The organism is Serratia sp. root2 (genome assembly GCF_031931805.1).
Lineage (GTDB): Bacteria > Pseudomonadota > Gammaproteobacteria > Enterobacterales > Enterobacteriaceae > Serratia > Serratia inhibens.
Genome location: NZ_JAUJXB010000001.1, coordinates 1839694 through 1853408 on the forward strand (window position 1 = coordinate 1839694; position 13715 = coordinate 1853408).

The window sequence follows — 13715 nt, forward strand, 5'->3', positions numbered from 1 at the left end:
TTTCATCGTTATTCAGATGCTATTGTTTTTAATACTTTCCCAGAGCATATTATAGCCCCCGCATCGCATTCAAATTCAATAACTTCAATGGAAACTTTTATTTTATTCCCAGGAATCCTGGATGTGACATAAACATCATATACTCCATCAACATTTAATAAATATTTTCCATTTCCTAAATTATAGTTGGAAAAATCTACAATCCAAGAGGTTTCGTTTTTATCAACGATCCCTACACATTCAGAAGGCTCGGAGACAAGACTAGGATCACATACCCATGAACCAACTTTAATAAGGTCACCAGTGGAAATCGACCAACGAGGCAAAGTCACGGAAGTTATCTCTTTTGGCGTTAAATTGAGGTTACCCGGATTACCTTGCCCTGTAGCAAGCCAGAGTAATGAAACTCCAGTATCTAGGGCACAAGCAACAACAGCATCCCCCGGGAAATATTCACGCCGCACCCAAGTACTGATAGTTGCAGTGGAAATATCCAAAAAATCTCCAAGTTCCTTTTGAGTTCGGAACCCATATGCATCTAGCATTCTTCGCAGCACAGGTTTGCCACCTGCGGCTTGGATTCTTTCATATAAGGCTTTGCCACGAAGTGTGGATTTGCCAATTTCGATATTCGAATTTGCAAATTTCCCGGTTACTAGCCAAGTAACATCGGCGCCAGTATCCAGAGCACAGCGCACTATAACCGTGCCAGGGACCTGCCCCCGCAATAGCCATCCACCCACGTTACTGCTGGAAATTTCCAGTTTTTCAGCAAGCTCCTTCTGCATGGTAAACCCATAAGAAGAAAGGATTCTTTCTAAAACCTCTGACGCCACAGCGTTTTCTATACGCATCAATACAACCTTAAATTCGATTTTCGTATTTACAGATACAAAAAACGGATCTACGATGAATGCACACCACATGTAACACCGTAGAACACAAACCACTAACCGGAGATATTGCTTTATGTCTCATGATATTGCAAACCCCCAGGTCGCCCCCGCCGCGCCTTTTTCACCTGCGCAGATTGCAAACATGTTGCTGCCTGGTCTGAGCGGCGCCATTCTGGAAGCAGTGCAGCGCGCAGTTGCTATGCACACCTCCCCGACAATGTCCAAAGAGGACTTCATTGCCGTTAACGGTATCAGCGCATCCGTGCTGGAGAAATGGATCGCCAACGGCGTTGTGCTACTGGCGCCAACCCCTACCACCACCGTGAAGCAGAACCGAAAGAACCAGAAGACCGGCGAGATCGAAGAGGTCACGATGACCAAGCACGGTAACGCCCTGATCAACCTCGAAGCGTGGCGCGAGAAAAACCGCCAGGTTGCGATCAAATGCCGCTACATCCGCGGTTAATTCGATTATTCGAATTTTGAAGGGCTAAACCATGTTTGATTATCAAGTCTCTAAACAGGCGCACTACGAAGAAGCCTGCCGCCGATTCGCGACAAAGCACAACATCAAGCAGTTGAGCGCTGATGCTGGCATGTCCGCTCAAGTGCTGCGCAACAAGTTGAATCCAGACCAGCCGCACCGCCTGACGGTTGAGGAATTGCTGACGCTGACCGACCTCACCGAAGACCCGACGCTGATCGATGGGATGCTGGCGCAGCTGCACTGCCAGCCGTGCGTACCGATCAATGAGCTATCCAGCGGCAAAGTCGCGGCGTATGTGCTGAATGCCACCTCAGAAATCGGCAAGGTCGCTGCCGAAGCAGTTGCAGATGGCGCCATGACCGCCGCGCACCGCGGTGCGATACGCGAAAGCGTTAATGCCGGCATTCGTTACATGACGCTGGCAGGCCTCGCCATTCAGTCCCGCATCCATACCAACCTGAACGCGTGATCGTGAAAGAAGCAGGCGGCCAAATGGTTGTAGAAACCGTCCCTGAGCCGGAACCACCTTACGCCGATCAGTGGGCGCCTAATGAGTGACTTTATTCAGATTGAAGACTGGCTGGTCGCCCTCACCTCACAGCTAAGCCCAGCAGCGAGGAAAAAGCTAACTCGCCAGTGGGCTAATGAATTGCGCCGCCGCCAGAGACTGCAAATCAGCCAGCAGCGCAACCCGGACGGAGCCCCGTATGCCGAGCGAAAGCCGCAAGGCCGAAACAAAAAGGGGCGGATACGCCGGAAAATGTTCAGCAAGCTGCAGACCACTCGCTTTATGAAAACAGCAACCACGGCAGACGAAGCCGCCGTTTACTTTGCCGGCAGCGTTATGCGCATTGCGCGCGTGCACCATTACGGCCTGCGTGACAAAGTAAGTAAGCGCGGTCCAACCGTGAAATACGACGCCCGCCAATTATTTGGACTGAATGATCCAGCCATCACCGCCGTCGGCGACATCCTAATCGACCACTTAAGTAAATAACTGTTCACATGATAAATTTCGAGCGCGACAACACGGAAACCTTTAAATCCGAAATATATTCAAAGTATCGATTTGAATATTGAAAGATACCTTTCGAATGTTCCGGCATCATGCATCCTTTGCATTAATTCATTTCTTTCTCGGCTAAAGCGTCTGGCATCCTTAATGAATCCAGTCAACTCAAACATTTCCAATGATTTTTCGTAGGGAACATCTAATTCTTTATGAATTATCGCAGCAAACTCGTTTGCGAGGAGCCAAAAGCTCTCATTCGCTTGTTTGACGGCTTTTTCAACTCCAATGCCGGGCTCTTGACCTATAATCGAATCATCATCCAACTGCATTGTCATACGGTGCTGCAAAGTGCCTGAGTTATGTGCAGGCCCCAAGAGATATGACCAAATTATCAGGAAACGAAAATCACTAATAACAAAACTGCGAACATTGGATGAATAGTTGATTTTAGGAACGTCTAAAGAGGCAGAGCCAACATACACAGATAAAAAAAGAGATGAGCTTTTAACATCCCACTCACCCAAGTTTTCTTCAACGCTCCCTTTTGATAGTTTTTTCATATCGTATCTTTCGGGGGTAAGATTAGGGACTCTGTGGCTATAGACTTGTACAAACCCTGATTTATCTTTAATAACTGGCGTCACCACATGAGTATTTATTACTTCGCCATTGTTTTTTTCAAAAGTATGCTTAATAAAATTTATTTGCTCTTGACTTTCCATACTCCGATGAAATGAATAACGCTGCTGTTTTATTTCACAATCAGCGGGATTAGATTCGCCTAGATCACGAAAATGGCTAGCATGTTTTAAAAGAAGAGCGACGTCATCTCCTTTTCTTAACTCGAACCTCATAATTCGTCTAGCGACACCATCGATATTAATGGTGATGAATATTTTCTTTATTATATTTTTCTCATCTGTTTCAAAGCCATCCTGAGATATATTCATCATAAACACCCTTTATAAATATTACCTTACTGGTTTTTAAGTGGCGAAACGTAGATTCATTTAATTAATTTTCACGCTGCATTGTGCCAGCAACCAAACAATAGCGCCAACATGCGGCCATCGCAACTCGCATGGCAGGCTGTGCCAATGAATACACAACTTTCTGAACTACTGCGCCTGCTGACCAATCTGATCCGAATCGGAACCATTTCCGAGGTCGATACAGAGAACGGCCTATGCCGTGTGCAAACAGGTGGGCTTGAAACCGCGCCGATCAAATGGCTGACCATGCGCGCAGGCCGCGCACGCACATGGTGGGCGCCGTCCATCGGGGAGCAGGTGCTGATCTTGAGCATGGCCGGTGAGCTGACAACAGCTTTTGCCCTGCCTGCAATTTTTTCGGACGCTAATAGCATTATTTTAATCAACAAGATGATATATGTACGCATCAATATTTTGTGAAATACTTCACGCACTAGGAGATTGTTTTTTTAGCGGCATAATAGGCTTGCATTTTAATACCTTGGTTGAAATTCCATTGCTAATATTTCTAACTAAGTCCCCACAAACACGGCATGCCATATTAAAATATTCTAAATTTGGCGCCATATAGATATCTGAATTATCAGGCATTCCAACCTCACCTAATTTCCTTATGTATATATCGTTTTTCATCCACTGATTGTGTATTCCCAAATCACGCCTCGCTTTAATTTCTATATACTTGTAGAATTCTTCTTTAATTGTTCCACTATCCACCCCTAGAAGGTCGCATATAGAGTTCATATACTCTTTAGGCTTTTTGTACATAATTCCATTTAAATACTCCTTAGACTTAATCTCTAATATCTCTTCTTTTGTCAACTCTATAACCAATTTAAAATCAACGGTCTCTTTAGCAATCTTTTGCGGGTATTTTTTTAATATAAACATCGATATCTCAATCATGTAATCTTCAAATGCGGAGACTAAAGAGAAAAAACATAGCGATGGCATATACCTCATCAAAACTTCCGCTTCTAACTCCCCTGAATTTTTTTGCTCAAGGGATTTACTCAATGATTTTTTGAGGTTAGATAATGCTAAACTTTGTGCATGAACTTCATAAGTTGAACAGGTGTGTATTGAATAATGAAAAAATGCAATGGAATTAAAAAGAACAGTTGCCTTATCAAAATAGCTTGCAGTGATCAAGTCAAGCTGTTTAAAATCACTATTAATCATGGTGCATCCCAATTAACAAAAATATCAAACAGATAGTACAATATGAAAATTTTGATATAAATTCAACTGGTATCTAATCCGTGCAATCAATAACTCCAAGTTACGAGTTGAGATTTAAATCAACTTGAAAGAATGAATCAAAATGTACTGCCCCATTCCTTGGATCTTGGAGTTCCCTATCAGTGGCGGCAAAGTGGCGACAGAGGAAGAAAAAGGGTGTAATACGGTATAACAAGAGGTGTGATAAGTGATTGTTTTACTTGTAACCTACTGTTTTAAAACGATAAACAAAAAAAGACCGAATACGATTCCTATATTCGGTCTAGGGAAATGGCTCTTGGGAGAGAGCCGTGCGCTAAAAGTTGGCATTTTGTGCAGGGCTTGTTCAGCCATGCACTTTAAGAGTAGCTTACCGCGCTAGTTTTGCCAGCCTCACACACGGGCGGTGACAGTTACGTTTTGAAATTAATCCCGCGCAATTTGTCAGTGCCGATTAACCTCCGGCTAAGCCATTGTGGGGCAAGCCATTAGTTGGCGCACAGCTTTTCGGCGCGCTCCAGGTATGGCGCCGTACTCATTTTTTTGCCGGGATTGGCTGCGTCATCCAGCAGGATCACATCCAGCGGCTGGGCGCGCTGCTGCCCCGCTTTCACCTGCGCTTCTGCGGCGGCGTTGAGCGGGTATTGCATCAGCGTGCTGTTGTTAAGCACAAACAACGCGCCGCCGCTGCGGCATTGCAGCGTCACTTCTTCTTTGGTGAACGCCCATTGCTTACCGTATTCCAGCTTGGTGATGTTAACCAGTTGGTCTGCCGCCAGTGCGCCGGTCGCGGTGGCCAGCAGCGTAATGCCAAGTAATACCGATTTCATGTTATGGCCTTAAGGTTGCTATTTGATTCAATTTTCCCGCAGTTTAGGGGCATCCGGCAAGCCGCAATGTTATACCGGCGCATAGGTTGCAAATAAACTGACCAATAGCAGCACGCCCGCGCCCAGCACAACCTCAATCCAGCAGGCCAGCACCAGCCCGCGCTGTGCCAGCCTGGGCACGCTGCTCATCGCCGGTACGATGGCGTAACGGTTGGCCAGCGCCACCATGACCATCAGCGCCACCAACGCGGTTTTGAACAACAACAGACGCTGGTATGGCGAAGCCACATCCAACGGCCAGTTGCCGAGAATAATCAAACTGTTAATGACGCCGGTCAATATCACCAACGCCACCGCCAGGTGTCCCCAGCGCGAGAAACGTATCAAGGTGCTCACCGCGTCGCTGCGCCACTGCGGTTGAGCGAGGTAACGCAGGCAAATCAACAGCGGCAGCAGGCTGCCAAACCAATAACCGGCGGCCAACAGGTGCAGCGCATGGTTAAAACGGTGCAGTGCGCCGAGTGCGCCCCCATGCATCGCCGCATGGCCGATAAACGCCATGCTGACCAACAACAACGTGGAAAGCAGCGCCAAAACCTGTGCGCGGCGCTGATCCGGCAGCCACAGGCTTAACAACGCCAGCAACGACATTCCCAAATGCCAGCGCCAGATCTCGCCGAAGGTGGTGCCCAGCACCGCCCACCAAACCTCGGGTCGCCAGGTATCGGCCCAGCCATCTCCCATCTGCCCGGCCTGAATAGCCAGCAGCGCCACGGCAGAAAGCCCGGCAAGCCAGGTGCCGGAGACCAGCAGAGGACGCACGTCACGAGAGAGATACGGGGAAAGGCGCTGCGGCGACAATAAGGCGGTGAACAGGCTGGTGCCAAACATCAGCATCACCGCCGCAAAGTGCACAAAGCGACACAGGACAAACAGGGCCGCCAGACTCATGCTTAGTTAACGGTGAAGCTGTACTGGCCTTTGGTTTTATGACCGTCGACCGAAACCACATGCCAGCTGACGTTATATTTGCCAGCGGCCAGATCGTCCTCGATAGGCAAATTGATCTGGGTGTTGTTGTTTGCCTCAATCTGCAATTTACCGGTTTTCACCTTGGCGTCGTTCGGGCCGGTAATTTTCACGCCGCTGAAGTTAGGCTCAATGCCTTCGGAGAAATTGAGCGTCAGCACCTTCGGTGCAGGGCTGACGATGGCATCTTCCGCCGGCGTCTGCACTTTCAAATGGGCATGCGCCAGCGCCTGCTGCGAGGACAGCCCGACAAACAGCACGAAAAGGGTAGAAAGCAGACGATATGAAGAACGAATTTTACCGATCACAGTGATATCCCTTAAAGCAATAATCGAGGGTGATAAGGGTTAAGGCCGGCGGCCGGAACCCACCGCAGATGATTGCGCCACGGGTAAACAGAAGAACAGGAATAACGGCTAACCCGCTGTTTTTAACTCTCTACCTTCCCTGTAGCGTATCGAATTAAATGATAACGAGACTCGATCCGTAAGTCGAGCAGAACGCTGGCATTCTGCGATCTGGCAGCACGTATCGCTGCTAAACCACGTTAAATGCAGGGCATAAAAAAACCGCGAACCAGGCAAAGCCCGACACGCGGTTTGTCAGCGGGGGTTATTAGCCCTGGCCGTTGCCGTTTTCACCGGCTGCACCCATTTTCTTCAGATCTTTATCAATGAAGAACAGAGCTTTGCCGCTGCTGCCCACCAACGCCAGTTTATCCAGCACGGATTTGAACAGTTTCTCTTCTTCGTGCTGCTCAGCGACATACCACTGCAGGAAGTTGAAGGTAGAGTAGTCATGAGCGGTCATTGCCGCGTGCGCCAGTTCGTTGATCTGGCGAGTAATCAGTTGCTCATGTTCGTAAGTCTGTTGGAACACGTCCGCCAGGGATTCGAACTCAACCGGCGGCGCGGCGATGGTGCCCAGCAGCGGCAGGGAACCGGTATCACTCAGGTAATCGAACAGACGTTGCATGTGCTGCATCTCTTCCTGAGAATGCTCTTTAAGAAATGCGGCCGCGCCTTCAAAGCCTTTATCGCTGCACCATGCGCTCATTTGCAGGTACATGTTGGCGGAATAAAATTCCAGATTCAGTTGCTCATTCAGCTTTTTGGTCATTTCTTGCGTCAGCATAATTTTCCCTTTTATTTTGCAGGTATCGATTTAATTTTTCCGCATTATGCCTTGGCAAGAACAAAATAAAAACACCTGATTTATATTACACCCAACTTTATTTTTAAATAATTAAAAATCAATTAGTTATATTAAAACTAAATTATTCATCTAAATTATTATGATAATTATTTTCATCTGTACATTTAATCAAAAAGCGAATCATTCTTATTTAATAAAACAAATAGATTGCATTGCCTTCGGCATAATAAATAATCGCTGATGGCCAACGTTATTCCCACCGCCCCGCTCTCCTTGCGCTTCAGGCTTGCCAAGTGCCGCCGGGTGCATTACCTTCTGCGCTGATCCAATGCGGTAACAGTAAGGAGAATACGGTGGGTTACAATCTGGCAGAGCTTTCCAAAGAAGAGATGGACAAAGTGAACGTTGATCTCGCGGCTTCCGGCGTGGCGTTTAAAGAACGCTATAACATGCCGGTGATCCCGGAAATGGTTGAACGCGAACAGCCGGCGCACCTGCGCGATTATTTCCGCGAACGCGTAGCCTTCTATCGTGTCGAATCACACAAGTATTCGCGCCTGCCGTACGAGCCGAAATCCAGATAAAAAAACCCGCCGTTATGGCGGGTTTTATGTCATTTTGCGGCAAACCTGTCGGTGGCCAGCATCAACTGATGCAGGATACCCGGTTCATCGAAGGAGTGCCCGGCCCCCTCCACGATATGCAGATCCGCCTCCGGCCAGACCTTCGCCAAATCCCAGGCATTTTGCACCTGGCAAGCCATATCGTAACGGCCATGGATGATCACCGCCGGGATATGACGAATCAACGGAACGTTGCGCAGCAACTGGTCGTCGCTGTCCAGGAAGCCCAAGTGGGTAAAGTAGTGGTTTTCGATGCGGGCGAACGCCAGCGCAAAGTCATCCTCACCAAAGGAGGCGGACTCGGTACTTGGCAACAGCGTTACCGTCTCCCCTTCCCACACGCTCCACAGCTTCGCCGCTTCAAGCTGCACTTGCAGGTCCTTTGAGGTCAAACGCTGGCGGTAGGCCGCAATCACGTCCTTGCGCTCTTCTTCGGAAAGAATCGACAGCACGCGTTCCCATTTCTCGGGGAAGAAGCGCGAAGCGCCATCCTGGTAATACCAGCTAAGCTCCTGCTTACGCAGCGTGAAAATACCCCGCAACACCATTTCGCTAACGCGCTGCGGATGGGTTTGCGCATAGGCCAGCGCCAGCGTCGATCCCCATGAGCCGCCGAACACCAGCCATTGATCCACGCCGGCCATTTCACGCAGGCGTTCAATGTCCTGCACCAGATGCCAGGTGGTGTTGTTGTCCAGGCTGGCGTGCGGTTTGGAGCGGCCGCAGCCGCGCTGATCGAACAGCAGTACCTTATAGCGCTGCGGATCGAACAGTTGGCGGTGATAGGAGGAAATACCGCCACCCGGCCCGCCATGAATAAAGACTGCCGGCTTGCCCTTCGGGTTGCCGCTCAGTTCCCAGTAGATCCGGTGGCCATCCCCTGTGTCCAGCCAACCGCTGTCATACGCTGCTAACGGCGGGTACAAACCTCGTAATTGTTCCATGGCGCTTCCGTCTCTCTGTGGTCGTACCCTCATAAAAGCCGAAGCGGCCCATCAGGTCAACGGTAAAACCCGAAAACTCCTACACTCTCCAACAAGTTAACGTGCGTTTGCTTAAAATGACTGCAAAATACCCTTTGCCTCCTGCAACCAATCTGCGGATCAGCCTCTTTTGCGCAAATGCGGTTCGCGCATTTCCTGAGCGGTTTTCGCTTCAATGCTCAGTTCCGCCGTTGGCCGCAATAGCAGACGTGCCAGGCCAATAGGTTCTCCGGTTTCCAGGCAGTAGCCATATTCGCCGTTGTAAAGCCGGGTCAGCGCCGCGGCGACCTTCGGCAACAAACGGCTTTCACGGTCCAACTGGCGGAACAATAATCGCAGGTCCTCTTCACGCGCGGCTTTATCCGCTTCGTCGCCGGATACCTCACCGCCGTCGATGTCCCGTTTCAATGCATCGATGTGTTGCAGCAGTTTTTGCTGCTCTTCCAGCAAACGTTGGCGAAAAAACGCCTGCTGCGCCGGGTTCATATAATCAGACTCCGGCATGGCCAGGAGCTGTTGTGGGTTTAACAAGGAAATAACGGTCATTGCGTTCTCCGGCTAGTTTTAACTGTTATATTATAACATATCAAATAAATTAAGCAGCCTTCCTCAAGAAACAAAATACTCACGCTTAACAAGCGATTAACCAAAACACATGTTTTCATGCTTGCATCCGACGTGAGTAAGGGGGTTAATGGCAGAGCAAACCACCCACCCATAGGTAACTGAGAGGCCAACATGAGTAAGGGAATGGATAGCAAGAAAAATGCGAAGAAGAAGCCGTTGAAAACCCCTGCAGAAAAACGTGCAGGCAAACGCGCCAAAAAAGGGCAAACGTCCGGCGAGTAAGCGAACTTCTAACCGTAATTAAACCCGCCGAGGCGGGTTTTTTGTTGCCCGAAATTACCGGAGTGCATACCGATGCCGCACTTGACTATCGCCGCCGCTCAGTACAGCGCGGTGGCGGCTGATATTGACCGCAATTTGGACCACCATCTGACATTTATCCGTCAGGCCGCTGAACAACATGTGCAGTTGCTGATTTTTCCTGAACTGTCGCTGACCGGGTACGAGCTCAATGCTGCCGGTCGTTTAGCCCTTACGCTTGACGATCCGCGTTTGCAGCCGCTAGCCGCCGCGGCTAAACAACAACAGATGACGCTTGTTGTCGGTGCTCCGGTCAATGATGGCACTGAATTGTTTATAGGCGCACTCACGTTCAGCCCCGACGGCAACCGAAATGCCTACACCAAGCAACATCTGCACGGTGCGGAAAAAGAGATATTTTGTCCCGGCAATGGTGGCCCACTGTTGACGGTCAACCAACGACGGATCGCCCTGGCGATTTGCGCTGACACCGCGCACCCAGAGCATGCCGCCGATGCCGCAATAGCCGGTGCTGAGATCTACGCCGCCGGCGTGTTGGTTTCTCACGCAGGTTACCCCACCGACAGCTCTAATTTGGCGAGTTATGCGCAACAACATGGCATTGTCACCTTGATGGCTAACCATGCCGGCCCTACCGGCGGCTGGATCCCTGCCGGCAGAAGCGCAATATGGGATGAAACGGGCCAACAGGTAGCCAGCGTACCGGATAGCACCCAAGGGTTGCTGATTGCGGAAAACCGCCCCAACGGTTGGCACGGGCGCTACTGCCGGTTAAGCTAACCTCTGTGTAGTGACCCCCGAGGAAACCATGATTTTGCGTGTAATTGATACTGAAACCTGCGGGCTGGACGGCGGTGTGGTGGAAGTCGCCTCCGTCGACCTGATCGACGGCCAAATCGCCAACCCGATGAGCGATTTAGTCAGCCCCGATCGGCCGATTGGCATTGAAGCTATGGCTATCCACCATATCACCGAACAGATGGTCGAGGGTAAACCGCGCATCGCGGTGGCGATCGGCCGCTATCTGGGCAGCCCCTACTATGTGGCGCACAATGCGGCTTTCGATCGCGGCGTGCTGCCGGAAATGCGCGGTGCCTGGATATGCACCATGAAGCTGGCGCGCACTCTTTACCCGGACATCAAATACGGCAACCAGTATCTGCGCTATGCACTGAATCTTGAGGTGCAATTGCCGCAAGATACCACGCTGTACCCGCACCGGGCGCTGTACGATTGCTATGTCACCGCCGCACTGCTGCAACGCATCATCAAGGATTCAGGGTGGACGCCGGAACAAATGGCGCAAATCACCGAACAGCCGGTGCTGCTGAAGAAATTCAAGTTCGGCAAGTATCGCGGGCAGGAAATTGATCGCATTGCACAGGAAGATCCCGGCTATCTGCGTTGGATGTTGAAGTCCATTGAAGATCTCAGCCCTGACATGAAGCATACGCTGAAATACTATCTGATTGGTTGAAAAAGCGGGCAGCAACCGCCGCCCGCCTGCAGGTTACTCCGCCAGCGCCAAAATAAAGGCGTACTCCAGCGCAATGTCCTCATAGGCTTTGAAACGCCCGGACTTGCCGCCGTGGCCGGAATCCATATCGGTATATAGCAGCAACTGACGATCGTCGGTTTTCAGCTCGCGCAGCTTCGCCACCCACTTGGCCGGTTCCCAGTACTGTACCTGCGAATCGTGCAGCCCGGTGGTCACCAGCATGTGCGGGTAATCTTGCGCTTTCACCTGATCGTACGGGCTGTATTGTTTGATGTAATCGTAATACGCCTGCTCGTTCGGGTTGCCCCATTCGTCGTATTCGCCGGTGGTCAGCGGGATAGACTCATCCAGCATGGTGGTGACCACATCGACAAAAGGCACCTGCGCCACGATGCCGTTAAACAGCTGCGGCGCCTGATTGATCACCGCCCCCATCAGCAGGCCGCCGGCGCTGCCGCCCATGGCGAAGACGCGTTTGGCATCGCCATAACCCTGCGCTATCAGCGTTTCGGTCACGTCGATAAAATCGTTGAAGGTATTTTGCTTCTTGAACAGCTTGCCATCCTCATACCACAGCTGCCCCAGTTCGCCGCCACCGCGAATGTGTGCCAGGACGAAGACAAAACCACGATCCAGCAAGCTCAAGCGGCTGGCGCTGAAGGCCGGATCCATACTGCTGCCGTAAGAACCGTAGCCGTAAACCATCAACGGGTTGCTGCCGCGAATAAAACGATCCTGGCGATAAACCAGCGAAACCGGTACCTCGACGCCATCACGCGCCTTCACCCACACCCGCTCGCTGCGGTAATTTTCCGGCGTGAAGTTTTTCACTTCCTGCTGTTTGAGCATTACGCGCTCGCCGCTGTCGAGATTAACCTCATACAGCGTGGTCGGCGTGGTCATCGAAGAGTAACCGTAGCGCAGCAGTTCGGTTTCAGGTTCCGGATTGTAGGCCAGCCAGGTGGTATAGGTCGGATCGTCAAAAGCGATGCGTTTCACTTCACCGCTCTGCCAGTGGATCTGGCGCAGTTGAGTCAGGCCTTCGCTGCGCTCTTCCACCACCAGCCAGTCACGGAACAGGCTGAAGCCCTCCAGCATCACCTCGATACGCGGGGCGATAAGCTCCTGCCACTGAGCTTCATCCGCCTGCTCGCTCTGATACAGGCCAAAGTTCTTGCCGTCCTTGTTGGAGCGGATATAGAAATGCTGATGGTAGTGATCTATGCCGTATTCATGATCCTTGCGGCGCGGCACAAACATCTGCGGCGTGCTGTCGGCGCGATCGGCATCCAGCAGCAAAATCTCCGAGGTAGTGGTACTGCTCAGGTGGATCAGAATAAAACGTTCGGAGGTGGTTTTTTCCAGCCCTACGTAGAAGGTATCGTCCAGCTCTTCGTAGATCAGTTCATCGTGCTGCGGATCTGTGCCCACCACGTGGCGATACACCTGATAGGGCAGCAGCGTTTTGGCGTGTTTGCGCACGTAATAAACGGTGGCAGAGTCGTTCGCCCATTCGAAGCTGCCGGAGGTGTTTTCCAGCACTTCGTCGGCCCAGCTGTCGTCGCTCAGATTTTTAAAGCGAATGTCATACTGGCGGCGTGACAGGAAATCCTCCGCTACCGCCAGTTTCTGGTTATCGGGGCTGACTTCCAACCCGCCGAGAGTGTAAAACTCGCGTTTTTCAGCGCGCTGATTGCCGTCGATCAGCGTATCCCAGCGTTCACTTTCTGCCTGCGGCTGACGAACATAAATCGCGTATTCGTTGCCCGGCTCGAAACGGGTCTGATAACGGTAACCGTGCCTGACATAAGGCACCGAGTGCTCCTGCTGGGGAATACGCGCCACCATCTCTTCATACAGCGTTTCACGCAGCGCCTGCTGCGGTTTCAACATTGCGTCGGTAAAGGCGTTTTCCGCTTGCAGATAGTCCAGTACCTGAGGATCTGCGCGCTCGTCGTCGCGCAGCCAATAGTAGTCATCCACGCGCGTGTCGCCGTGGGTAGTGATAGGATAAGGCCGTTTTTCTGCCTTAGGGGGTGTCATCATTGCTAAATCATCCGCTTACCTTGATTAAGGCAAGAGTGACACGATTCCCCCCGGC

Annotated in this window: 16 protein-coding genes and 1 pseudogene; 7 read left to right on the forward strand and 10 right to left on the reverse strand. The window is 50.8% G+C overall.

Translation table 11 applies throughout. The annotated features are described in order from the left end of the window. Positions 1 to 8: 8 nt before the first annotated feature. Positions 9 to 854: a phage repressor protein CI gene (locus tag QZQ97_RS08335; protein ID WP_311993066.1), complete on the reverse strand. Its 846-nt coding sequence runs from the start codon at positions 852 to 854 to the stop codon at positions 9 to 11. Positions 855 to 969: 115 nt separating this feature from the next. Here QZQ97_RS08335 and QZQ97_RS08340 point away from each other — a divergent pair, with 115 nt between their 5' ends. From QZQ97_RS08340 to QZQ97_RS08350, 3 genes are all read left to right on the forward strand, one after another. After that, complete coding sequence (locus tag QZQ97_RS08340) at positions 970 to 1362, forward strand: hypothetical protein (protein WP_311993067.1); 393 nt, start codon at positions 970 to 972, stop codon at positions 1360 to 1362. Positions 1363 to 1393: 31 nt separating this feature from the next. Then, entirely contained in the window at positions 1394 to 1852 is a 459-nt protein-coding gene (locus tag QZQ97_RS08345) for a phage regulatory CII family protein (protein ID WP_311993068.1), read from the forward strand. An 81-nt stretch (positions 1853 to 1933) separates the two neighbouring features. Continuing rightward, complete coding sequence (locus tag QZQ97_RS08350; RefSeq protein WP_311993069.1) at positions 1934 to 2380, forward strand: phage virion morphogenesis protein; 447 nt, start codon at positions 1934 to 1936, stop codon at positions 2378 to 2380. Positions 2381 to 2439: 59 nt separating this feature from the next. Here QZQ97_RS08350 and QZQ97_RS08355 read toward each other — a convergent pair whose 3' ends face one another. Beyond that, entirely contained in the window at positions 2440 to 3348 is a 909-nt protein-coding gene (locus QZQ97_RS08355) for a hypothetical protein (RefSeq protein ID WP_311993070.1), read from the reverse strand. A gap of 144 nt (positions 3349 to 3492) precedes the next feature. Here QZQ97_RS08355 and QZQ97_RS08360 point away from each other — a divergent pair. After that, positions 3493 to 3750: pseudogene (locus tag QZQ97_RS08360) on the forward strand (phage baseplate assembly protein V); the annotation flags it as partial. A 63-nt stretch (positions 3751 to 3813) separates the two neighbouring features. Here QZQ97_RS08360 and QZQ97_RS08365 read toward each other — a convergent pair. The 5 genes from QZQ97_RS08365 to ftnA all read right to left on the reverse strand — a co-directional run bounded on the left by QZQ97_RS08365 (position 3814) and on the right by ftnA (position 7601). Then, complete coding sequence (locus QZQ97_RS08365; RefSeq protein ID WP_311993071.1) at positions 3814 to 4569, reverse strand: hypothetical protein; 756 nt, start codon at positions 4567 to 4569, stop codon at positions 3814 to 3816. A gap of 527 nt (positions 4570 to 5096) precedes the next feature. After that, on the reverse strand, positions 5097 to 5438 hold the full coding sequence (locus QZQ97_RS08370; protein ID WP_311993072.1) for a YebY family protein: 342 nt from the start codon (positions 5436 to 5438) through the stop codon (positions 5097 to 5099). 69 nt (positions 5439 to 5507) lie between these two features. After that, entirely contained in the window at positions 5508 to 6389 is an 882-nt protein-coding gene (gene copD / locus QZQ97_RS08375) for a copper homeostasis membrane protein CopD (protein ID WP_311993073.1), read from the reverse strand. A gap of 2 nt (positions 6390 to 6391) precedes the next feature. Then, a complete protein-coding gene (yobA, locus tag QZQ97_RS08380) occupies positions 6392 to 6775 on the reverse strand; it encodes a CopC domain-containing protein YobA (RefSeq protein WP_311993074.1) in 384 nt (127 codons plus the stop codon). 307 nt (positions 6776 to 7082) lie between these two features. After that, on the reverse strand, positions 7083 to 7601 hold the full coding sequence (ftnA, locus tag QZQ97_RS08385) for a non-heme ferritin (protein ID WP_311993075.1): 519 nt from the start codon (positions 7599 to 7601) through the stop codon (positions 7083 to 7085). A 374-nt stretch (positions 7602 to 7975) separates the two neighbouring features. Here ftnA and QZQ97_RS08390 point away from each other — a divergent pair, with 374 nt between their 5' ends. Further along, entirely contained in the window at positions 7976 to 8206 is a 231-nt protein-coding gene (locus QZQ97_RS08390) for a DNA polymerase III subunit theta (RefSeq protein WP_004943118.1), read from the forward strand. A gap of 29 nt (positions 8207 to 8235) precedes the next feature. Here QZQ97_RS08390 and pip read toward each other — a convergent pair whose 3' ends face one another. Together pip and QZQ97_RS08400 are read right to left on the reverse strand one after the other, a co-directional pair. Next, positions 8236 to 9189, reverse strand: coding sequence for a prolyl aminopeptidase (gene pip, locus QZQ97_RS08395; protein WP_311993076.1), 954 nt, complete (start codon positions 9187 to 9189; stop codon positions 8236 to 8238). 159 nt (positions 9190 to 9348) lie between these two features. Further along, the gene (locus tag QZQ97_RS08400; RefSeq protein ID WP_311993077.1) at positions 9349 to 9774 is read right to left on the reverse strand and encodes a TraR/DksA C4-type zinc finger protein; all 426 of its coding nucleotides are present in this window, start codon (positions 9772 to 9774) and stop codon (positions 9349 to 9351) included. A 375-nt stretch (positions 9775 to 10149) separates the two neighbouring features. Here QZQ97_RS08400 and QZQ97_RS08405 point away from each other — a divergent pair, with 375 nt between their 5' ends. Beyond that, on the forward strand, positions 10150 to 10896 hold the full coding sequence (locus QZQ97_RS08405) for a carbon-nitrogen hydrolase family protein (protein WP_311993078.1): 747 nt from the start codon (positions 10150 to 10152) through the stop codon (positions 10894 to 10896). A gap of 28 nt (positions 10897 to 10924) precedes the next feature. Further along, the gene (exoX, locus tag QZQ97_RS08410; protein ID WP_311993079.1) at positions 10925 to 11593 is read left to right on the forward strand and encodes an exodeoxyribonuclease X; all 669 of its coding nucleotides are present in this window, start codon (positions 10925 to 10927) and stop codon (positions 11591 to 11593) included. Between the two features lie 33 nt (positions 11594 to 11626). Here the strand turns inward: exoX and QZQ97_RS08415 are convergent, their stop codons facing one another. Further along, positions 11627 to 13660, reverse strand: a complete 2034-nt coding sequence (locus QZQ97_RS08415) for a S9 family peptidase (protein WP_311993080.1) — start codon at positions 13658 to 13660, stop codon at positions 11627 to 11629. Positions 13661 to 13715: the final 55 nt, after the last annotated feature.